The sequence below is a fragment of the Rhizobacter sp. Root404 genome (genome assembly GCF_001425865.1).
Taxonomy (GTDB): Bacteria; Pseudomonadota; Gammaproteobacteria; order Burkholderiales; family Burkholderiaceae_C; genus LMDS01.
The window spans coordinates 1,771,378-1,792,679 of the sequence record NZ_LMDS01000004.1; the positions used below are offsets into that span (position 1 = coordinate 1,771,378).

The window sequence follows — 21,302 nt, forward strand, 5'->3', positions numbered from 1 at the left end:
GCTCAGTGCTCCGTGCCGAGGTAGGCGGCGCGCACCGCCGGGCTGGCCTGCACTTCTTCCGGCGTGCCTTCGATCAGCTTGGTGCCGAACTCCATCACGACGATGCGGTCGACCAGGCCCATCACCAGGTCCATGTCGTGCTCGACCAGCAGGATGCTCAGGCCCTCGTCGCGCAGCTGGCGCAGCACGTCGGCCAGGCCCTGCTTCTCCTTCAGGCGCAGGCCGGCGGCGGGCTCGTCGAGCAGCAGCAGCGTCGGGTCGGCACACAGCGCGCGGGCGATCTCCATCAGCCGCTGCGGGCCGAGCGCCAGGTTGCCGGCGAGCTCGTGCATGTGCTCGGCCATGCCGATGCGGCGCAGCTGCTTCTCGGCTTCCTTCAGCAGCTGGCGCTCCTCGGCGCGGTCGATCCGCAGCATCGCCGAGCCCACGCCGCGCGAGCCGCGCAAGTGCGCGCCGAGCGCGACGTTCTCTAGCACCGTCATGCCGGCGATCATCTTGACGTGCTGGAAGGTGCGCGAGACGCCGCGCTTCGCGATCTGCCGCGACGGCAGCGAGTCGATGCGCTCGCCGCGCAGCGTGACGCTGCCGCGCGTGACCGGGAGCACGCCGGTGACGAGGTTGAAGGTGGTCGACTTGCCCGCACCGTTCGGCCCGATCAGGCCGAGGATCTCGCCGGCGCGGACCTGGAAGCTCACGTCGTTGACGGCGACCAGCCCGCCGAATTCCTTGCGCGCCGCGTTCACGTCGAGCACCACCTCGCCGTGCGGCGGGCGCGAGCGCTCGGCCAGCGCCGGCGCATCGGCCCAGTCGACCTTGCGCTGGACGCGCGGCAGGCGCGCCTCGATGAACGCCCAGATGCCGTCGCGCGCGTACTGCAGCACCAGCACCAGCAGGATGCCGAACACGATGATCTCGTAGTTGCCGCTGCCGCCCAGCAGCTTGGGCAGCCAGACCTGCAGCTGGTCCTCGAGGATCTTGACGACGCCGGCGCCGACCAGCGCGCCCCAGACGTGGCCGACCCCGCCGATCACCGCCATGAACAGGTACTCGATGCCCATCTTCAGGCCGAACGGCGACGGGTTGACGGTGCGCTGGAAGTGCGCGAACAGCCAGCCGGAGATGCTCGCGAGCATCGCCGCGAGCACGAACGCGGTAACCTTGGTCTGGAAGGTGTTGACGCCCATCGCCTCGGCCATCGTCGAGCCGCCCTTGACGGCGCGCAGCGCGCGGCCGGCGCGCGAGTCGAGCAGGTTGGTCGCGGCCAGCGCGGCCAGCACGACGATCACCCACAGCAGGTAGAAGAAGCTGCGGCCGGTGTTGAGCTCGATGCCGAAGAACTTCAGCGCCGGCACGCCGAGCAGGCCGTCGTACTTGCCGAGCGCGTCGATGTTGCCGAGCAGGTAGTACAGGCTCAGGCCCCACGCGATCGTCGCGAGCGGCAGGTAGTGGCCGGACATGCGCAGCGTGATCCAGCCGAGGATCAAGGCCGCGATCGCGGTGATGACCAGCCCGATCCAGACCGTGAGCCACGGCGACACGCCCTGCGTCAGCGTCAGGTACGCGGCGGTGTACGCCCCGAGACCGACGAACGCGGCCTGCCCGAACGAGGTCAGCCCGGCCACGCCGGTCAGCAGCACCAGGCCGATCACGACCAGCGTGTACAGGCCGATGTAGTTGGCCTGCGTGATCCAGAACTCGGGCACCGGCAGCTGCGGCAGCAGCGCCAGCAGCACGATGAAGGCGATCAGAAAGGAACGGCGCATGGTCATGGCGTCATTCCTCTTCGTCGTCATGGCCGTGCTGGAACGAGCGCCACAGCAGCACGGGGATGATCACGGTGAACACGATCACCTCCTTGAACGCACTCGCGTAGAACGAGCCGAAACTCTCGAGCAGGCCGACGAACAGTGCGCCGACCGCCGCGGCCGGGTAACTCGCCAGGCCGCCAAAGATCGCGGCGACGAAGCCCTTCAGGCCGATCAGGAAGCCCGAGTCGTAGAACAGCGTCGTCGTCGGCCCGATCAGCAGGCCCGACAGCGCGCCCATGAATGCAGCCAGGCCGAAGCTCAGGCGCCCGGCGCCGGTGGTGGAGATGCCCATCAGGCGCGCGCCGAGCCGGTTGACCGCCGTGGCGCGCAGCGCCTTGCCGCGCAGCGTGCGCTCGAAGAACAGGTACAGCATCAGGATCAGCGCGATCGAGACCATGAAGATGATCACCGCCTGGCCCGACAGCGCGAGCGCGCCGGCCGAGAAGCGCGCGTCCCAGAAGCTCGGGTTGCGGAAGCCCTCGGCGCCGAAGAACACCAGGCCCAGGCCGGTCAGCGCGAAGTGGGTGCCGACCGAGACGATCAGCAGCACCAGCACGGTCGCGTCGGCGAGCTTCTCGTAGGCGAGGCGGTAGACCAGCGGGCCGAGCGGCGTGACGATCGCCAGCGTCAGCAAGCTCTGGAACAGCAGCGGCAGCTTCAGCGGGGCGGCCCACCAGGTGACTGCCGCGACGATCACCGGCGCGATCAGCCAGCGACCCGCTTTCATCAGTGCCGCCCCGAACGGTACGCCGCGCTTCAGCGCAGCCACCAGGTCGAGCGCGGTCGCGATCGCCGCCATCACCACCAGCAGCCAGACCGTGCCGGGCACCTTGCCCATCTGCAGCAGCGCCAGCGTCAGCGCCCCATAGGCCACGAATTCGCCCTGCGGGATGAAGATCACCCGCGTGATCGCGAACACCAGGACGGTCGCCAGCCCGAGCAGCGCGTAGATCGCGCCGTTCGTCGCGCCGTCGAGCATCAGGATGCTGGCAATCGAGAAGTCCATGAGCGGCGCAGGCTGGAATGACGAAGCGGGTTTGTTCGACCGACCGGTCGGTCGAGACAGCCGGGGATCATACAAGCGGACCGAGAGCCGGCGACGCGCCGGACTCTCCGGAGAAACCCTAGACGATCACTTGGTCGGCGCCAGCTTCCACTCGCCGCCGCCGATCGTCAGCAGCACGCCGGTCTCGGGCGTGTAGCCGAAATGGTCGGCCGCGGTGTAGTTCAGGACGCCCTGGGACACCGGTGTGCGGCCCATCGTCTCGAGCGCATCCTTCAACGCCGCGCGGAACTCCTTGGTGCCCGGCTTGGCCTTCTTCAGCGCCAGCGGCACCGCTTTCTCGAGCACGACGACGACGTCGTACGCATGCGCCGCGAACTGGTTGGCGTTGCCCTTGCCGAACGCCTTCTCGTAGTCGGCGACGTACTTGGTCGCGATCGCCTTGCTGGCATTGCTGTCCGGCAGCAGGTAGGGCACCACGGCCGGGCCGGACGAGACGAACGAGCCTTCGACATCGGCGCCGCCGATGCGGATCAGGTCGCGCGATGCAGCGCCGTGGGTCTGGAAGATCTTGGTCTTCGCGTAGCCGCGCTCGACCAAGCCCTTGTGCGGCATTGCCGCGCCGCTGCCCGAGGCCGCGACCAGGATCGCGTCCGGGTTCGCCGTGACCAGTTTCAGCGCCTGCCCGGTCACGCTGGTGTCCGAGCGCGCGAAGCGCTCGGTCGCGATCAGCTTGATGCCGGCCTTGTCGGCGGCGGCCTGGATGTCCTTCAGCCAGGCTTCGCCGTAGGCGTCGGCATAACCGAGGAAGCCGTAGGTCTTGACGCCGGTGCGCTTCCAGTAGTCGACGATCGGGATCGCCATCACCGCGGTCGACTGCGGCATGCGGAACGACCAGCCGCCCTTGCCTTCCGGCAGGTTCACCGGCGACAGCATCAGCTGCACCGTCTGGCCTTCGGCGGCGACATCGGCCATCGCCGCGGCCACCGGCGTGGCGACCGAGCCGACGATGACGTCGACATGGTCCTCGGTGATGAAGCGGCGGGTGTTCTTGACGGCCAGCGTCGGGTCGGTCGCGTCGTCGAGCACGATCACGTTGAGCTTCTCGCCGGCGATCGACTTCGGCCACAGCTCGATGCCGTTCTTGGTCGGGATGCCGAGCGCCGAGGTCGGGCCGGTCAGCGAGATGCTGACGCCGATCGTGATGTCGGCATGGGCCGCGCCGGCGAAGGCGACGGCGATCGAGGCGGCGAGCAGGTGGATCTTCTTCATGCGGGTCTCCGGTGGGGTCGTTGTCAGAACAGCGCTAGGAACAAAGCAGGCGGATGTCTTCGGGCACGGGGATCGCGCGCAGCCGGTCGCGGTCGTGCTCGTCGCGCTTGACGAAGGCGCGCACCTCGCGGCCCTCGCAGATCAGGTCGACGCCGCCATCAGGCCGGGCGCGCGTGATGCGGTGCATCTGCACGACGACCTTGGCGCGCCACTCCTCGACGTGGGTCGCGACGATCAGGCGTTCGCCGTAGGTCGCGGACTTGACGAACTTGGTGTTGATCTCGAGCAGCGGCGTGCCGACGATGCCGCGCGTCTTCTCGAGCTCGCGCCACGGCGGCACGCCGCACTGCATGAAGAACGACAGCGAAGCGGTGTCCATCCAGCGCGAGAAGTTCGGGAAGAACACGATCCCCGCGGGATCGCAATCGCCGAAGGTCACGTCGACGGAGTAGGTGGTGGTGCGCGTCATCTAATGAGGTCCTCGGCCGGCGCCGGGCCGCCCCAAGGCGGCCGAGCGCCCCCTCGGGGGGCAGGAGCGAAGCGACGTGGGGGCCGACATTTCTAGCGCGGCGCCATGCGCAGCGCGCCATCGAGGCGGATCACCTCGCCGTTCAGCGACATGTTCTCGACGATAGCGGCGCACAGGTGCGCGAACTCTTCGGGTTTGCCCAGCCGCTTCGGGAACGGGATGCTCGCGGCGAGCGACTCCTGCACCGGCAGCGGCAGCTCGGCCATCAGCGGCGTCAGGAACAGCCCCGGCGCGATCGTGCAGACGCGCACGCCGAACTGCGCCAGGTCGCGCGCCAGCGGCAGCGTCAGCGCGACGACGCCGCCCTTCGACGCGGCATACGCCTCCTGCCCCACCTGGCCGTCGAACGCGGCGACCGACGCGGTGTTGACGACCACGCCGCGCTCGCCGTCTTCCAGCGGCTCGAGCTTGACCATCTCGGCGACGGCCAGGCGCGTCATGTTGAACGTGCCGACCAGGTTGATCCTGACGACGCGCTCGAAGTCCTCGAGCGGCATCGGCGTGCCGTCCTTGCCGATCAGGCGCTTCGCGGTGCCGATGCCGGCGACGTTCATCAGCAGCCGCGCCGGGCCGTGTGCGGCGCGCGCCGCGGCGAGCGCGGCCAGCACGCTGACGGTCGAGGTGATGTCGCACTCGATGCCTATCGCTTGCCCATTCGCGCCGATCTCGGCGGCCAGCGCCTGCGCGCCGGCGCCGTTGCGGTCGAGCACCGCCACTTTGGCGCCGCGCTTCGCGAGTTCGCGCGCAGTCTGCGCGCCCAGGCCCGAGGCGCCGCCGGTGACGAGCGCGGCTAGTCCGTGGATGTTCATGTCGTGTTCCCTGAAAGTCAGCGGCGCGGCAGGATCACGCCGGCGCCATCGTCGGCATAGAGCTGCTCGACCAGGTCGGCCCGGTGCGCCAGCACCGCGCGCTGGTTGATCGAGCCCTTGTCGGTGACCTCGCCACGGTCGATGCTCGGCGGCTCGGCCAGCACCAGCGCGCGTGCGACGCGGGTCGCGCTGCCGGTGCCGCTGGCCCACAGGTTGTCGACCAGTTGCTGGAAGAACTCGCGCAGCGGCGGCTCGGCAAGCAGTTGCACGGCCGGCAGCGACGGCGCGGCGCCGGCCAGCGCGCGGCAGGCGTCGAGGCGCGGGAAGATCAGGATGCCGAGCTCGTTGCGGTTGATGCCCGCGACCACCACGTCCTGCACGCACGGGTCGCCGGCGGCGATGATCTTCGCGCGCAGCGGGCCGACCGAGACGAAGGTGCCGGTCGCGAGCTTGAAGTCCTCGGCGATGCGGCCGTCGAACATGAAGCCTTTCTCGGGCAGCGCCGCGTCCATCGGCTTGACGGCATCGCCGCTGCAGTAGAAGCCCTCGTCGTCGAACGACTCCGCCGTCTGCTCGGGCGCGCGCCAGTAGCCCGGCGTGACGTTCGGTCCGCGGTAGCGCAGTTCGACCTTGTCGCCGCTCGGCACGAGCTTGAGCTCGACTCCCGGCGCCGGCAGCCCGATGTGGGCTGACTTGACCTCGTGCGCGTTGGCACACACCGCGAACGGCGCGGTCTCGGTCATGCCCAGGCCGGTGAGCATGCGGATGCGCTCGCCGGCATGCTGCTCGGCGATGCGGTCGAGCTTGTCCCAGACCGGCTGCGCGAGGCCGGCGCCGGCGAAGAAGAACATCTTCACGCGGCTGAACAGCGTTTGACGCAACTGCGCATCGTCGTCGAGCGCGTTGGCGATCTCCTCGAAACCCTTGGGCACGTTGAAGTACATCGTCGGCGCGATCTCGCGCAGGTTGCGCAGCGTCTCGCCGATCAGCGCCGGGGTCGGCTTGCCGTCGTCGATGTACAGCGTGCCGCCGTTGTAGACCGTGATGCCGACGTTGTGGTTGCCGCCGAAGGTGTGGTTCCAGGGCAGCCAGTCGACCAGCACCGGCGGTTCGTCCTGCAGCTGCGTGAAGCACTGGCGGATCATCTGCTGGTTGCTGCACAGCATGCGCTGGGTGTTGATCACGCCCTTGGGCAGCTTGGTCGAGCCCGAGGTGAACAGGAACTTCGCGATCGTGTCGGGGCCGACCTGCGCGTGCGCCGCGTCGACCTGCGGCGTGGCGCGGGTCGCGAGCAGGTCGGCGAACGCGAGCGTGCGGCGCCCGTCGATCGCGCCGCGCGTCAGCACCACCGGCACCTCGGCCGGCACGACCGCGGCGATCGCCTTCGCGAACGCGCCGCCATCGGCCGCGAACACCATGCCCGGCGTCAGCGTGCCGACGATGTGGCGCAGTTTCGAGTGGTCCTGCGACAGCAGCGAGTACGCGGCCGAGATCGGCGCGAACGGCACGCCGGCCAGCATGGCGCCCAGGCCGAGCAGCAGCTGCTCGATGTCGTTGTCCGACAGGATCGCCAGCGGCCGCTCGGCGCTCAGCCCGTGGTCGAGCAGCACCTGCGCGATCGAGCGCGCACCGGTCAGCGCCTCGGCGTAGCTGACGCGGCGCCAGTCGCCGCGCGTGCCGTCCTCGTTGAGGACGCGCTTGGCGACCAGGGTGCGCTCGGGTGTCGTCTGCGCCCAGTGCAGGAAGCGGTCGGTCAGGCGCGCCGCGTAGGGCTGCAGCGGTTCGGTCGAGGTGACGATCTGGCTGCCGTCGGCGCGCGCCTCGAAGCGCGCGGCCAGCGAGCCGCCCATCGGCACGGCGCGGTAGCGGGGCATGGCGGTATTCATCGCGACGCTCAGCTCTTGGCGACCTTGCCGGCCTTGCCGTCGAGGAACGCGCGCATCCGCCCCTTCGCGGCGTCGTCGCCCTGCGCGATCGCGGCCATCAGCGACTCGGTGAACAGGCCGTCCTCGCGGCTCATGTCGGCGATGCGCGGCAGCGCCTGCACGACCGCGAAGTTGGACAGCGGCGCATTCGCCGCGACCTTGTCGGCCAGCGCCAGCGCCTTCTCCAAGCCCTGGCCGGCCTCGACCACGTACTGCGAGAAGCCGATGCGCAGGCCCTCGTCGGCGTCGTAGACGCGACCGGTCAGCATCATGTCGGCCATGCGCGCGGCGCCGACCAGGCGCGGCACCCGGGCCGAACCGCCGCCGCCGACGAACAGGCCGCGCTGGCCCTCGGGCAGCCCGTAGAACGTGCTCGCCTCGGCGACGCGGATGTGCGCGGCACTCGCCAGCTCCAGCCCGCCGCCGACCACCGCGCCGTGCAGCACCGCGATCACCGGCACCCGCGCGAACTGGATCTGCTCGAACGCCGCATGCCACGAGCGCGAATGCACGATGCCCTCGGCGACGCTGCGTTCACCCAGCTCCGACAGGTCGAGCCCGGCGCAGAAGTGATCGCCCTCGCCGCTGAGCACGACCACGCGCGCGCTCTCCGGCAGGTTGACGAAGGCGGTGTGCAGCTGCGCGACGAGCGCGTCGTTGATCGCGTTGCGCTTGGCCGGGCGGTTCAGGCGGATGTGCAGCGTGGCGTCGCGCTGCTCGATGCGCAACAGGTCGAGCCCGGCCAGCAGGCCGGTCGCGGCGGAGAACGTGGCAGTCATCCCTCATCCTTTCAGAATGATTAAAAGTATTAATCACTTCAGCCCGCGCATGATGAGGATTTACCCGGATTTGCCGCGGGCGCTTTTAGTTATTAAATTTAACTAATCGCCGAAGAGCGAGTCGATGCCCCACCTCACCCGGAGACTCCGATGACCCGTCCTTCCCTCGTTCTCTCGGCCGGCGTGGCCGGCCTGCTGGTCACGCTGACCGCATGCGGCGGTCGCGCCGATGATGCGCTGCCTCAACTGAGCGCCGCCACCGGGGCCACCCTCGGAACCTGCACGACCCTGATGACGCGCCTGTCGTTCACGAACACCACCATCACCGCCGCGAACGCGATCGCCGCCGGCACGCTGACAGTCGCCGGCACACCGGTGCCGGCGCACTGCCAGGTCGTTGGCAAGATGAACCAGCGCACCAGCGCGGTCGACGGCCAGGCCTATGCGATCGGCTTCGAGATGCGCCTGCCGAACGCCTGGAACGGGCGCTTCTTCTACCAGGCCAACGGCGGCACCGACGGCAGCGTCGCGACTGCGACCGGCGGCGTCAACGGCGGCTTCGCGCTGACCCACGCACTGAACCAGGGCTTCGCGGTGATCAGTTCCGACGCCGGCCACTCGAGCGCGCAGAACCCGACCTTCGGCATCGACCCGCAGGCCCGGCTCGACTACGGCTACACGGCGGCCGCCACGCTGACGCCGATGGCCAAGGCCGCGATCAAGACCGCCTACGGCAAGGGCCCGGACCGCTCCTACTTCGGCGGCTGCTCGAACGGCGGGCGCCACACGCTGGTCGCGGCCTCGCGCCAGCCGGAGGAATACGACGGCTACCTGGTCGGCGACCCGGGCGCGCGGCTGCCGCTGGCCGCGGTCGCGAACGTCGCCGCCTACCAGTCATACCTGACCGTCGCCAGCAACCCGGCCGATGTCTCGACCGCGTACACGCCCGCCGAGCGCACGCTGGTCGCGAACGCCGTGCTCGCCAAGTGCGACGCGCTCGACGGCAGCGCCGACGGCCTGGTGCAGGACACCACCGCCTGCCAGGCCGCCTTCAACCTCGAACGCGATGTGCCGACCTGCACCGGCGCCCGCGACGGCACCTGCCTCTCGGCCGCGCAGAAGACGGTCATCGCCAAGCGCTTCTCCGGCGTCACCAACGGCGCCGGCACCAAGTTCTACGCGAGCTGGCCGTACGACACCGGCGTGGCCGGCGGCAACACCACGACCTGGTACTGGACCGCGCCATGGCAGCGTGACGCGAGCGCGATCGCCTACATCTGGCAGGTGCCGCCCGAGAGCCCGACCGGCTTCAGCGGCACGACCTTCGCGGCGACGTCGAACATTGACACGCTGCTCGCCAAGATCCAGGCCACCAGCGCCACGTACCCCGAGAACGCGCTGTCGTTCATGACCGCGCCGAACCCGACCCAGCTCGGCACGCTGAAGAACCGCGGCGCCAAGATGATGGTCTACCACGGCACCAGCGACCCGATCTTCTCGAGCGACGACACCACCGCCTGGTACGAGGCGCTGCGCACCGAGAACGGCGGCGACGCCAGCGACTTCGCGCGCTTCTACCGCGTGCCCGGCATGACGCACTGCTCGGCCGGCCCGGCCACCGACCAGTTCGACATGCTGACGCCGCTGGTGGCGTGGGTCGAGAACGGCGTCGCGCCGGAGAGCGTCGTCGCGCAAGCGCGCGGAGCCGGCAATGCCGCCGGCGTGAACCCGGACGTCCCGTCGACCTGGGCGGCCAACCGCACCCGCCCGCTATGCCCCTACCCCAAGGTGGCGCGCTACAAGGGCACGGGTAGCATCGAGCTCGCCGACAGCTTCAGCTGCCAGTGACACCCTGGACCCCTTGACCTTGCTGCGAGGAGCGCGCCGATGGACCACGCCAACCTGATCGCGATCGACACCCACACCCACCTCGAGGTGAGCTGCTGGAACCCGTTCGACAACTACGGCGAGGAGTACGACCGCGCCGCGGACAAGTACTTCCGCTCCAGCAAGCGGCCGACGATGGCCGAATCGCTCGCGTTCTACCGCGAGAAGAAGATCGGCTTCGTGATGTTCACGGTCGACGCCGAGACCCAGATGGGCCGCCGACGCATCCCGAACGAAGAGATCGCCGAGGCCGCGATGGCCAACAGCGACATCATGATCGCGTTCGGCAGCATCGACCCGCACAAGGGCAAGATGGGCGCGCGCGAGGCCCGCAAGCTGATCGAGGAGCACGGCGTCAAGGGCTTCAAGTTCCACCCGACCGTGCAGGGCTTCCTGCCCTACGACAAGATGGCCTGGCCGCTGTACGAGGTGATTGCCGAATACAAGCTGCCGGCGATCTTCCACAGCGGCCACTCGGGCATCGGCTCGGGCATGCGCTGCGGCGGCGGGCTGCGGCTGCAGAACAGCAACCCGATGCTGCTCGAGGACGTGGCGATCGACTTCCCCGACATGGAGATCGTCGTCGCCCACCCGAGCTGGCCGTGGCAGGACGAGGCGCTGTCGCTCGCGGTGCACAAGCCGAACATCTGGATCGACCTCTCGGGCTGGAGCCCGAAGTACTTTCCCCCGCAGCTGATCCAGTACGCCAACACGCAACTGAAGGACCGCATCCTGTTCGGCAGCGACTTCCCGCTGATCACCCCCGACCGCTGGATGAAGGACTTCGCCGAGGTCGGCTTCAAGGACGAGGTGCGCCCGCTGATCCTGAAGGAGAACGCGAAGCGGCTGCTGAAGCTGGCCTGATCAGCGCGCGATCTTCGCCGCCTCGATCTCCATCTGCGACACCAGTGCGTCGAGCTGATCCACCACCGCCTGCACGGTGGCGCGCTGGGTCAGGTCGACGCCGGCCTTCTGGAGCTGCGCCATCGGGTGGTCGTTGCCGCCGCTCTTGAGCAGCGTCAGGTAGCGCTCGGTCGCGGCCTTCTTCGAGGCGTCGCTGCCGGTCGTCATCTGCCTGAACAGCTGCGCCGACGAGGCGAAGCAGGTCGCGTACTGGTAGACGTAGTACGGCGAGCGGTAGAAGTGCGGGATGCGCGCCCAGGTCCATTTGTAGAAGTCGTCGACCGTCAGCGAATCGCCGTAGTAGGTCTTCAGCAGCCCGGCGTAGAGCTGGTTCAGCACCTCGGTCGTGACCGGCTGGCCTTTCTCGACCAGTTGGTGCGCCTGCAGCTCGAAGTCGGCGAACAGCACCTGCGTGTAGAAGGTGCCGACGATGCTGTCGACCGCGTGCTGCAGCAGCAGGAAGCGCTCCTTCGGGTCGTCGGTCTTCTTCAGCAGCGTCTCGAGCAGGAAGCGCTCGTTGGTGGTCGAAGCCACCTCGGCGACGAAGATCGTGTAGCTCGCGGTGCTGAACGGCTGGTTCTCGTACGACAGCACCGTGTGCATCGCATGGCCGCCCTCGTGCGCGAGCGTGAACGCGGAGGACAGCGTGTCGTTGTGGTTGAGCAGCTGGTACGGGCCGACGCCGTAGACGCCGGCGCTGTACGCGCCGCTGCGCTTGCCGTCGTTCTCGTAGACGTCGATGCGGCCGCCGCCGACGAATTTCCGGTAGCGCTGCACGTAGTCGTCGCCGAGCGGCGCGACCGCCTCCAGCGCGAGCGCGCTCGCGCGTGCATACGGGTAGGTCTGCGTACTGGCGAACAAGGGCCTGGAGCCGTCGTAGAGGTGGTAGTCGGCGAGACCCAGCAGCTTCTGGCGCAGCTTGACGTAGCGCCGCAGCGGCGCGGTGCCGGCGCGGGTCGCCTCGATCAGCGTCTCGACGACGCTGCGGGGCACGTTGTTGTCGTTCAGCGCGGCGTCGAGCGTGGTCGGGAACTGGCGCGCCTGCGCGTTGAACCAGTCGCGCTGCAGGATGCCGGCGTAGATCGCGCCGTAGGTGTTGGCCTGCGCGCCGTAGGTGGCGAGGTGCGCGGCGGCCGCCTTGGCGCGGTCGGCCTGGTTCGGGTTGCCCTCGAGCAGCGCGCTGTAGTTGCCCGGGCTCAGCGTGACGCTGCGGCCATCGCTGGTCGTGATCGTCGGGAACTTGATGTCGGTGGTGCTCAGCTCCTCGTAGGTGCTGACGCTGGCGCGGCCCGCAGGCCGGGCCAGCGCGAGCAGGCGTTCGCCCGCGGCGTCGAGCACGTGGCGCTGCTTGCGGAAACTGTCGGTGATGCCGAACGCGTACGGCGCGAGCGCCGGCGTGCGGGCGATCCACGCCTTCACGTCCGCCTCGGGCAGCGCCAGCAGCTCGGGCTGGAACCAGGCGGTGGCAGCCTCGAACTTCGCGAACAGCGCCATCACGCGCTGGAAGCGCCCGGCGATCGCCTGGTCGGTGCCGTCGACATCACGCTGCAGCTGCGGGTAGCGGTACAGGCGGTACTGCAGCTTGCCGATCTCGTCGAACTGCTGGTGCGCCTTGACCAGCGCATCGGCGCCGTTCTTCAGCGTCCCCTTCAGCTGCCCGAAGCCGCTCATCATCGTGTCGATGCGCAGCATGTCGGCCTCCCAAGCGGCCCAGTCGGGGTAGATGGCGCTGAAGTCCCAGCGGAACTCGGCCGGGATTTCGGAACGCACGCGGGTGCTGGGGCGCTCGCTGGCCGCGCTGGCCAAAGGGGTGGTGCTGGAGACGGCGATCATGGTGGCGGTGGCGCACAACAGGCGCTCGAAGCGGGGGCGGAGGGTCATCGGAGACAGGGCGGCCGGTGGCGCGCGCGAGGGAACGAGAAGGCGCGCAGTCTCGCCCGGGACACCGCCACGGGTCAATCGGATCTTGCCGCAGGCGTCGCCCGCGGTCGACGCGAGGCGATCTGCTCAGGCGGCGCGCCGCGCCGGCGCGGCGATCGCGCCGAGCGCGGCCGCCACGTCGCCGACGATCACGATCGCCGGGCTGCCGAGCTGCTCGCGCGCCACGGTGCGCGCCAGGTCCGCCAGCGTGCAGCGCGCGTCGCGCTGCTGCGGCAGGCTCGCGTGCTGGACGATCGCGACCGGCGTCGCGTCGGACAAGCCCTGCAGCAGGCCGGCCTGCAGCGACTCGATCGTCGAGATGCCCATGTAGATCACCAGGGTCAGGCCCTGCGCGGCGGCGCGGGCCAGCGTCGGCCAGTCGAGTTGGTCGGCGTCGCCGCGGGCGTGGCCGGTGACGAAGATGACGCCGTGGGCGTGCGCGCGGTGGGTCAACGGCACGCCGATCGAGGTGGCCGCCGCCAGCCCCGCGGTGATGCCGTTGACGACCTCGACCTGCAGCCCGAGCGCACGCAGGTGCGCCGCCTCCTCGCCGCCGCGGCCGAACACGAACGGGTCGCCGCCCTTCAGCCGCACCACCCGCTCGCCGGCCAGCGCCTCGGCCGCCATCAGCCGCTCGATGAAGGCCTGCGGCGTGCTCGCGCAGCCGCCCCGCTTGCCGACGTGGACGATGCGGGCGCCGCGCCGCGCATAGCGCAGCACGCCGTCGCCGACCAGGTCGTCGACCAGCAGCACGGTGGCCTGGCGGATCGCGCGGATCGCCTTGACGGTCAGCAGCTCGGGATCGCCGGGGCCGGCGCCGACGAGGTGGACGGTGGGCAGCGAAGGGGTCATGGGGTCTCCTGGACGGGAATCGGCGCGTGGGCGCGGACGAGGCGGCGCAATTCGGGCAGGCACGAGCCGCAGTTGGTGCCGCACTTCAGCCTGCGCTGCAATTGGTCGAGCTGCGCGTCGGGCGGGCCGGCCAGCGTGGCGAGGGTCGCGACGATCCGCGGCTCGCTCACATCGAAGCAACTGCAGACCTGGCGCCCGCGCGGCGCGAGCGCGACCGGCGCCTTGGCGCCCGGCATCAGCAGCGCACGGCCGTAAGCCTGCGCCGGCAGGTCGTCCTGCAACAGGGGACGGACCCAGGCTTCGGCGGCGATGTCGCCGGCGAGCAGGAAACCGTCGAGCCGCATTGCGTCGCCCTCGCCGAGCAGCCGCATCGTGCGGCGCTGGCCGCGGCGCACGTCGGCGTAGTGCAGCACGCCCACCGCGCCGAGGCCGAGGTCGGCCTCGATCTTCAGCAGCAGGTCGGGGGGTGGTGCGGTGGCGGCGGCGGCCCGCAGCAGCACGCCGCTGCGCTCTCGGCCGAACGGCACCAGCGCGGCGAAGCCGAACGCGGCCAGCAGCGGACGCAGCGCCTCGCGCGCGGCCAGCGCCGCGTCGATCGGCAGCCACGCCAGCGCGAGCAGCCGCCACGGCAGCTCGGCCTTCGCGACCTTGACCGCGGCGTTCTTCAACTCCGGTTGCTTCGATTTCGGGCAGAACGCGGACGTGGTCAAGCCGTTCACTCCGGCCAGCGTGACGCCGGTCGCCGACGCGCCCGACAGGAACTCCTCGCCCCAATGCATCGCGACGAAGACCTGCGCTGGGGCCTGCTGGGCACTGGCCTGCGCGGGGATCACCAGTTCACCGCGGCGCGACGTGAGGCGCACCAGGTCGCCGTCCACGAGCGAGAGCCGCGCCATGTCCTGCGCGTTCATCTCGACGACCGGCTCGGGCACATGGCCGAACAGCCGACCCTGCGTGCCGGTGCGGCTCATGCCGTGCCACTGGTCCCGCAGCCGGCCAGTGTTGAGCGCGAACGGGTAGCGCGCATCGCGCGGCTCGGCGACCGGCTCGAACGGCGTGTCGGCGAAAGCCGCGCGGCCGTCGGCGGTCGGGAAGACGCCGTCCTCGTACAGCCGCGCGCGACCCGCGCTCGCGCCCTCCGGCCACGGCCACTGCGCCGGCGCGGCGTCGAGCTGCGCGTAGCTCAGGCCCGTGATGTCGAGGTCGCGCCCGCGGGTGGATTCGCGGTGCTCGTTCCAGACCGATTGCGCGTCGGCATACGGGAACAGCGCAGCGCGCCCGGGGCGCAGCCGCGCCTCGAGCCGCTGCGCGAATGCGGTCGCGATCGCCCAGTCCTCGCGCGTCTCGCCCGGCGCCGCGACGGCCGGTCGCACGCGGCTGATGCGGCGCTCGCTGTTGGTCACGGTCCCGTCCTTCTCGCCCCAGGTGGTCGCGGGCAGCAGCAGGTCGGCGAACGCGCAGGTCGCGGTGGTCGCGAACGCCTCCTGCACGACGACGAACTCGGCGCGCTCCAGCGCGCGCCGCACGATCGCCTGGTCGGGCATCGACTGCGCGGGGTTGGTGCAGGCGATCCACAGCGCCTTGATCTGGCCGTCGGCCACCGCCTCGAACATCTCGACCGCCGTCTTGCCCGGCGCGGCCGGCACGTCATCGACGCCCCACAGCGCCGCGACCTCGGCGCGGTGTACCGGGTTCGCGAGGTCGCGGTGCGCGCTGAGCAGGTTGGCCAGGCCGCCGACCTCCCGCCCGCCCATCGCGTTCGGCTGCCCGGTCAGCGAGAACGGCCCCGCACCCGGCTTGCCGATCTGCCCGGTCGCGAGGTGCAGGTTGATCAGCGCGGCATTCTTCAGCGTGCCGCTGCGGCTCTGGTTCAGCCCCTGGCAGTACAGCGACAAGGTCGGCGTCGACGTCGCGAACCAGCGCGCGGCCTGCACCAGATCGGCCTCGCGGATGCCGCAGAGCTTGGCCACGTCCTTCGGCGCGAAGTCGCGCACGCGCGCCTTCAGCGCATCGAAGCCCTGGGTGTGCGCGGCGATGTAGGCCTGATCGGTCCAGCCCTCCCACAGCATCACGTGCAGCATGCCGTTGAACAGCGCCACATCGGTGCCCGGCAGGATCTGCAGGTGCAGGTCGGCGGCCTCGGCGGTCTCGGTGCGGCGCGGGTCGACGACGACGATCTTCAGCGCCGGGTTCGCGGCGCGCGCGTCCTCGATGCGGCGGAACAGGATCGGGTGCGCGAACGCGGTGTTCGAGCCGGCGATGAACAGCGTGGCGGCATGCGCCAGGTCGTCGTAGCAGGCGGGCGGCGCGTCGGCGCCGAGCGTCAACTTGTAGCCGGCGACCGCGCTGCTCATGCACAGCCGCGAATTGGTGTCGACGTTGTTGGTGCCGATCAGGCCCTTCGCGAGCTTGTTGAAGACGTAGTAGTCCTCGGTCAGCAGCTGACCCGAGATGTAGAAGCCGACCGCGTCCGGGCCGTGCTGTTCGATCACCGACGCGAAGCGCTCGGTGGCGAGATCGAGCGCCGCGTCCCAGCCGATCGCCTGCGGTGGCGCGTGGCGCTGCAAGCGCTGCATCGGTTGCAGCAGCCGCGTCTGCAGCGTCACCGCGGCGGTCGCGGTCAGGTGCAGGTTGCTGCCCTTCGAGCACAGCCGGCCGAAGTTGGCGGGATGATCCGGATCGCCGCGCACGCCGGTGATCGCACCGGCCTCGGTCTCGATCAGCACGCCACAACCCACACCGCAGTACGGGCAGGTCGAGCGCGTCTCGGTCTTCACGCCAGCGCCTTGACGGGTTCGGTGGCACTGGCGGCCGCGCCGGCGTTCAATTCGTCGAGGTCGAGCGACACCGTGCCGCCCTCGACCTTGACGCTGAACTTCTGCACGCAGCCCACATCGGGCGCGGCGGCACACCCGTCGTGGAACCCGATCGTCCAGTTGTGCAGCGGGCACGCGACGCTCTCGCCGAACACGATGCCCTGCGACAGCGGACCGCCCTTGTGCGGGCACTTGTCGAGCAGCGCGAACACCTTGTCGTCGGCGGTGCGGAAGACGGCGACATCACCGCCCTCCTTGCGCGTGACGCGACGGGCGCCGAGTTTGGGGATGTCTTCAACTTTGCAAAGCGTCTTCCATTGGGTCATGCTGGTGCTCCTCGGTCAATCGTGCGGACGGTGCGCGCGTCGCGGCAGGCGGCACCCGGCAGGGGGTCATTCGGTGGCGGTCGCCACTGCGTGGCGACTCCGCTCCGGTGCTCGCTTCGGGGCAGCGCAGAGCAGTCGACGCGCAGCGGCGACCGCCTCCGCGGCGCTGCGCAGCCCACCCGGGCGCGCCTTTGCCGCTCATACCGTCAAGGCCTCGAACTGCCGCACGTCGACAGACGCCTTGTCGAACTCGAACCAGGGATCCGGCAACCCATCGAGCGAAAAACGCAGTCGAGCAGCCAACGCCGCCTGATTGGCAGCATCGTCCAGAACCTTCGCCTTCACATGATCGATCCCGACCCGGGCGACGTAGTGAACGGTCCGCTCCAAGTACCACCCTTCCTCGCGATACAGCTGCAAGAAGGCAGCCGACACATCGAGCACCTGCTGATGCGTCTGCACCTTGCAGAAGAACTGCGCCACGTCGGTCTTGATGCCGCCGTTGCCGGCGATGTACATCTCCCAACCCGAGTCGACGCCGATGATGCCGACGTCCTTGATGCCCGATTCGGCGCAGTTGCGCGGGCAGCCGCTGACTGCGAGCTTGACCTTGTGCGGCGCATACATGCGCCACAGGTCGCGCTCCAGTTCCTTGCCCATCCGGGTGCTGTCCTGCGTGCCGAAGCGGCACCATTCGCTGCCGACGCAGGTCTTCACGGTGCGCAGCGTCTTCCCGTAGGCGTGGCCCGAGGGCATGCCCAGGTCCTTCCAGACCGCGGGCAGGTCTTCCTTCCTCACGCCGAGCAGGTCGATGCGCTGGCCGCCGGTGACCTTGACGGTCGGGATCTGGTACTTGTCGACCACGTCGGCGATGCGCCGCAGCTCGGACGCATTGGTCTCGCCGGCCCACATCCGCGGCACCACCGAATAGGTGCCGTTCTTCTGGATGTTGGCGTGCGAGCGCTCGTTGATGAAGCGCGACTGCGGGTCGTCCAGCGCTTCGTGCGGCCAGGTGCTGATCAGGTAGTAGTTGATCGCCGGGCGGCAGCTCGCGCAGCCGTTCGGCGTGCGCCAGCCGAGCTGCTCGTAGACCGCGGGAATGGTCAGCAGGTGGTTGTCGCGGATCGCGTCGCGCACCTGCTGGTGGTTGGCGTCGGTGCAGCCGCACACCGCCTTCAGCTTGGGCGCGGCCGAGTAGCCGGCACCGGCGGTGGCCATCAGGATCTGCTCGACGAGGCCCGTGCACGAACCGCACGACGCGCTCGCCTTGGTGCACTTCTTGACCTCGTCGAGCGTGAACAGGCCCTGCTCGCGGATCGCCTTGATGATGGTGCCCTTCTTCACGCCGTTGCAGCCGCAGACCTCGGCGCTGTCGGGCATCGAGCTGGCCTTGCTGTTGCCGGCGTGGCCGGTGTCGCCGAGGTGGGCCTCGCCGAACATCAGGCTCTCGCGGATCGCCGAGACGTTCTTCTTCTCGCGCACCATGTCGAAGTACCACGAGCCGTCGGCGGTGTCGCCGTACAGGCAGGCGCCGATCAGGATGTCGTCGCGCACCACCAGCTTCTTGTAGACGCTGCTGTACGGGTCGCGCAGCACGATCTCCTCGGTGCCCTCGCCGCCGGTGAAATCACCGGCCGAGAACAGGTCGATGCCAGTGACCTTCAACTTGGTCGAGGTCTGCGAGCCGAGGTAGCGGCCGATGCCGAATTCGCCCAGGTGCGTCGCGCAGACCTTGGCCTGTTCGAACAGCGGCGCGACCAGGCCGTACGCGGTGCCGCGGTGCGCCGCGCATTCGCCGACCGAATAGATGCGCGCGTCGGTGGTCGTCTGCATCGTATCGGTGACGACGATGCCGCGGTTGCAATGGAGACCGATCTTCTCGGCCAGTTCCACGTTGGGCCGGATGCCGGCGGCCATCACGACCAGGTCCGCGGGCACCTCGGTGCCGTCCTTGAAGCGCACCGCTTTCACGCGGCCGCCACGGCCGTCGTCGGCATCGCCGATCAGCGCATCGGTCTGCGCGCCGATCATGAATTTCAGGCCGCGGTCCTCCAGCGACTTCTGCAGCATCTTGCCGGCCACGTCGTCGAGCTGGCGCTCCATCAGCCACGGCATGATGTGGACGACGGTCACCTGCATGCCGCGCAGCATGAGCCCGTTCGCGGCCTCCAGCCCGAGCAGGCCGCCGCCGATCACGACCGCGTGCTGGTGGGTGCGCGCCGTCTCGATCATCGTGTTGGTGTCGGCGATGTCGCGGTACGCGATCACGCCCTCCAGGTCCTTGCCGGGCACCGGCAGGATGAACGGGTTCGAGCCGGTCGCGATCAGCAGCCGGTCGTACGACTCGGTGGTGCCGTCCTCGGCCGTCACGACGCGCTGGCGCCGGTTCACGCTGACCACCTTCTTGCCCAGGTGCAGCGTGATGCCGTTGTCGGCGTACCAGCTCAGCGGGTTCAGCACGATCTCGTCGAGCGTCTGCTCGCCGGCCAGCACCGGGCTCAGCAGGATGCGGTTGTAGTTCGGGTGTGGCTCGGCGCCGAACACGGTGATGTCGTACAGATCGGGTGCGATCTTCAACAGCTCCTCGAGCGTGCGCACACCGGCCATGCCGTTGCCCACCATCACCAGTTTCATCTTCTTCATCGCCATCTCCGGTCCGGATTTCATTGAACGTGCGGGCGCGTCGCGGATACTCCGCGCCCATGAGCTTCGACGTCGACATCGGGCACTTCAGCCTGCAAGGGCCGCGCGAACGCAACGAGGACTTCGCCGCCGCCGCGCGCCCCGCGCCCGGCGATGCGACGCGCGGCGTGGTCGCCGCGATCGCCGATGGCGTCAGCGGCGGCGGGGCCGGCCGCGAGGCGGCGCAGACCAGCGTGATGAGCGTCGTCGCCGACTACCACGGCGCGCCCGACACCTGGGAGACCTCGGTCGTGCTCGATCGCCTGATCAGTGCGCAGAACGCCTGGCTGGCCGACCACAACCGGCGCCGGCAGGGCGCGCGCGACGGCGCCGACGCCCCGCTCGCGATGAGCACGCTGACGGTGCTGGTGCTGCGCGGCCAGGCCTGGATGCTCGCGCACGTGGGCGACACGCGCGCCTGGCTGCTGCGCGACGCGCCGGGCAGCACCACCGACTGCGTGCAGCTGACCCAGGACCACGCGTTCGAAGAGGCCTTCCAGCGCAGCCGCCTGACCCGCGCGATGGGCCTGGACGACCGCGTGCGCGTCGACTTCGAGCAGGGCGAGCTGCGCATCGGCGACACCTTCGTGCTGACGACCGACGGCGTGCACGGCGTGCTCGACCGCGCCCGCCTGCTGGCGCTGGCCGGTGCCCACGCGAGCGCGCAGGCGGCGAGCGAGGCGATCGTCAACGCGGCCATCGCAGCCGGCACCCGCGACAACGCGACCGCGCTGGTGCTGCGCGTCAACGGCCTCGACGCCAGCCGCTTCGAGGACGCGCTGCTGCAGGGCCGCGGCCTGCCGGCACTGCAGCGCCGCAAGGTCGGTGACACGGTCGACGGCTACGTCATCACCGCGCCGCTCGCCGACACCGGCGTGCACCGGCTCTACCAGGCGCGCGAGATCGCGGGCGGCGCGCTTGTCGTGCTGAAGACGCTGCACGAATCGCGTGCCCACGACGCGCAGGAGCGCGCGATGCTGGTGCACGAGGCCTGGCTCGCGAGCCGCGTCGCCGAGCGCCACCCGCCGCGCGGCGAGGCCGGCTTCGTCTGCACCCATGAACCCGCGCAGCCGAGCGCGTTCTACACCGTGTTCGACTGGCACGCCGGCGTCACGCTCGAAGCGATGCTCGGCCAGGGCCGGCGCTTCGCGGTGGCCGACATCGTCGACGGCACGATCGCGGTCGCCCGCGCGCTGGCCCGGCTGCACCGCCACGGCGTGATCCACCGCGACATCAAGCCCGGCAACCTGTACCTCGGCGACGACGGCCAGTGGCGCGTGCTCGACCTCGGCGCCGCGCTGTCGGGCAGCGACCCGGCCGCGCTGCGCGCGCTGCATGCCGGTACGCCGAGCTACATGAACCCCGAGCAGTGGGGCCTGGGCGACGCCGAGCCGCAACCCGCTGACGCGCCCGGCGACCTCTACGCACTCGGCGTCACGCTGTACCAGTGGCTGACCGGCAAGCTGCCGTACGGCGAGATCGAGCCCTACCAGGGCGGCCGTTTCCGGCGCGACCCGAAGCCGCCGTCGCGGCTGCGGCCCGACGTGCCGATCTGGCTCGACCAGGTGGCTCTCAAGGCGGTCGCGCTCGACCCGCGCCAGCGCTTCGAGACCGCCGAGGAACTGGTGCTGGCGCTGGAGCGCGGCGCCTCGCGCCCGCTCGCCGCGCTCGCCGGCACGCCACTGCTGGCGCGTCACCCGACCGCGCTGTGGCAGATTGCCCTCGGCGCGTCGCTGCTGTTCAACGCGCTGCTGATCTACTGGCTGCTGTTTCTGCCGCGCTGACGGCGCG

At 70.0% G+C, this 21,302-nt stretch carries 15 protein-coding genes; 3 read left to right on the plus strand and 12 right to left on the minus strand.

What is annotated here, in order from left to right; all coding sequences use genetic code 11:
- Positions 1-2 precede the first annotated feature (2 nt).
- The 7 genes from ASC76_RS12545 to ASC76_RS12575 all read right to left on the minus strand — a co-directional run bounded on the left by ASC76_RS12545 (position 3) and on the right by ASC76_RS12575 (position 8,125).
- Positions 3-1,769 (minus strand): ATP-binding cassette domain-containing protein, encoded by a 1,767-nt coding sequence (locus tag ASC76_RS12545; protein ID WP_056466022.1) that lies wholly within the window; start codon positions 1,767-1,769, stop codon positions 3-5.
- A gap of 4 nt (positions 1,770-1,773) precedes the next feature.
- Entirely contained in the window at positions 1,774-2,814 is a 1,041-nt protein-coding gene (locus tag ASC76_RS12550) for a branched-chain amino acid ABC transporter permease (protein WP_056466024.1), read from the minus strand.
- 126 nt (positions 2,815-2,940) lie between these two features.
- Entirely contained in the window at positions 2,941-4,083 is a 1,143-nt protein-coding gene (locus ASC76_RS12555) for an ABC transporter substrate-binding protein (protein ID WP_056466026.1), read from the minus strand.
- A 34-nt stretch (positions 4,084-4,117) separates the two neighbouring features.
- The gene (locus ASC76_RS12560) at positions 4,118-4,552 is read right to left on the minus strand and encodes a thioesterase family protein (protein WP_056466031.1); all 435 of its coding nucleotides are present in this window, start codon (positions 4,550-4,552) and stop codon (positions 4,118-4,120) included.
- A 92-nt stretch (positions 4,553-4,644) separates the two neighbouring features.
- The gene (locus ASC76_RS12565; RefSeq protein ID WP_056466033.1) at positions 4,645-5,421 is read right to left on the minus strand and encodes an SDR family NAD(P)-dependent oxidoreductase; all 777 of its coding nucleotides are present in this window, start codon (positions 5,419-5,421) and stop codon (positions 4,645-4,647) included.
- Positions 5,422-5,438: 17 nt separating this feature from the next.
- A complete protein-coding gene (locus ASC76_RS12570; RefSeq protein WP_056466036.1) occupies positions 5,439-7,307 on the minus strand; it encodes a feruloyl-CoA synthase in 1,869 nt (622 codons plus the stop codon).
- An 8-nt stretch (positions 7,308-7,315) separates the two neighbouring features.
- A complete protein-coding gene (locus ASC76_RS12575; protein ID WP_056466040.1) occupies positions 7,316-8,125 on the minus strand; it encodes a crotonase/enoyl-CoA hydratase family protein in 810 nt (269 codons plus the stop codon).
- A gap of 150 nt (positions 8,126-8,275) precedes the next feature.
- Between ASC76_RS12575 and ASC76_RS12580 the strand changes: the two genes are divergently transcribed.
- Positions 8,276-9,973 (plus strand): tannase/feruloyl esterase family alpha/beta hydrolase, encoded by a 1,698-nt coding sequence (locus ASC76_RS12580; protein WP_056466043.1) that lies wholly within the window; start codon positions 8,276-8,278, stop codon positions 9,971-9,973.
- A 39-nt stretch (positions 9,974-10,012) separates the two neighbouring features.
- Positions 10,013-10,876, plus strand: a complete 864-nt coding sequence (locus ASC76_RS12585) for an amidohydrolase family protein (RefSeq protein WP_056466045.1) — start codon at positions 10,013-10,015, stop codon at positions 10,874-10,876.
- On the opposite strand, the gene pepF is transcribed toward ASC76_RS12585, so the two are convergent.
- The 5 genes from pepF to nirB form a co-directional block, all read right to left on the minus strand.
- On the minus strand, positions 10,877-12,796 hold the full coding sequence (gene pepF / locus ASC76_RS12590) for an oligoendopeptidase F (RefSeq protein ID WP_235580422.1): 1,920 nt from the start codon (positions 12,794-12,796) through the stop codon (positions 10,877-10,879).
- A 126-nt stretch (positions 12,797-12,922) separates the two neighbouring features.
- On the minus strand, positions 12,923-13,687 hold the full coding sequence (cobA, locus tag ASC76_RS12595; RefSeq protein ID WP_056466049.1) for a uroporphyrinogen-III C-methyltransferase: 765 nt from the start codon (positions 13,685-13,687) through the stop codon (positions 12,923-12,925).
- Complete coding sequence (locus ASC76_RS12600; RefSeq protein ID WP_056466052.1) at positions 13,684-16,464, minus strand: nitrate reductase; 2,781 nt, start codon at positions 16,462-16,464, stop codon at positions 13,684-13,686. The genes cobA and ASC76_RS12600 overlap by 4 nt, the downstream gene beginning before the upstream one ends.
- Positions 16,461-16,829 (minus strand): nitrite reductase small subunit NirD, encoded by a 369-nt coding sequence (gene nirD, locus ASC76_RS12605; RefSeq protein ID WP_056466055.1) that lies wholly within the window; start codon positions 16,827-16,829, stop codon positions 16,461-16,463. Before nirD ends, ASC76_RS12600 begins: the two co-directional genes overlap by 4 nt.
- Before the next feature lie 198 nt (positions 16,830-17,027).
- Positions 17,028-19,472, minus strand: a complete 2,445-nt coding sequence (nirB, locus tag ASC76_RS12610) for a nitrite reductase large subunit NirB (protein WP_056467389.1) — start codon at positions 19,470-19,472, stop codon at positions 17,028-17,030.
- A 59-nt stretch (positions 19,473-19,531) separates the two neighbouring features.
- Between nirB and ASC76_RS12615 the strand changes: the two genes are divergently transcribed.
- The gene (locus tag ASC76_RS12615) at positions 19,532-21,295 is read left to right on the plus strand and encodes a bifunctional protein-serine/threonine kinase/phosphatase (RefSeq protein ID WP_056466058.1); all 1,764 of its coding nucleotides are present in this window, start codon (positions 19,532-19,534) and stop codon (positions 21,293-21,295) included.
- Positions 21,296-21,302: the final 7 nt, after the last annotated feature.

Excerpts from the sequence above, each read along its gene's own strand:
- ASC76_RS12545 (WP_056466022.1), bottom strand. The coding sequence starts at position 1,769 with ATGACCATGCGCCGTTCCTTTCTGATCGCCTTCATCGTGCTGCTGGCG.
- ASC76_RS12550 (WP_056466024.1), bottom strand. The coding sequence starts at position 2,814 with ATGGACTTCTCGATTGCCAGCATCCTGATGCTCGACGGCGCGACGAAC.
- ASC76_RS12555 (WP_056466026.1), bottom strand. The coding sequence starts at position 4,083 with ATGAAGAAGATCCACCTGCTCGCCGCCTCGATCGCCGTCGCCTTCGCC.
- ASC76_RS12560 (WP_056466031.1), bottom strand. The coding sequence starts at position 4,552 with ATGACGCGCACCACCACCTACTCCGTCGACGTGACCTTCGGCGATTGC.
- ASC76_RS12565 (WP_056466033.1), bottom strand. The coding sequence starts at position 5,421 with ATGAACATCCACGGACTAGCCGCGCTCGTCACCGGCGGCGCCTCGGGC.
- ASC76_RS12570 (WP_056466036.1), bottom strand. The coding sequence starts at position 7,307 with ATGAATACCGCCATGCCCCGCTACCGCGCCGTGCCGATGGGCGGCTCG.
- ASC76_RS12575 (WP_056466040.1), bottom strand. The coding sequence starts at position 8,125 with ATGACTGCCACGTTCTCCGCCGCGACCGGCCTGCTGGCCGGGCTCGAC.
- ASC76_RS12580 (WP_056466043.1), top strand. The coding sequence starts at position 8,276 with ATGACCCGTCCTTCCCTCGTTCTCTCGGCCGGCGTGGCCGGCCTGCTG.
- ASC76_RS12585 (WP_056466045.1), top strand. The coding sequence starts at position 10,013 with ATGGACCACGCCAACCTGATCGCGATCGACACCCACACCCACCTCGAG.
- pepF (WP_235580422.1), bottom strand. The coding sequence starts at position 12,796 with ATGACCCTCCGCCCCCGCTTCGAGCGCCTGTTGTGCGCCACCGCCACC.
- cobA (WP_056466049.1), bottom strand. The coding sequence starts at position 13,687 with ATGACCCCTTCGCTGCCCACCGTCCACCTCGTCGGCGCCGGCCCCGGC.
- nirD (WP_056466055.1), bottom strand. The coding sequence starts at position 16,829 with ATGACCCAATGGAAGACGCTTTGCAAAGTTGAAGACATCCCCAAACTC.
- nirB (WP_056467389.1), bottom strand. The coding sequence starts at position 19,472 with ATGAAGAAGATGAAACTGGTGATGGTGGGCAACGGCATGGCCGGTGTG.
- ASC76_RS12615 (WP_056466058.1), top strand. The coding sequence starts at position 19,532 with ATGAGCTTCGACGTCGACATCGGGCACTTCAGCCTGCAAGGGCCGCGC.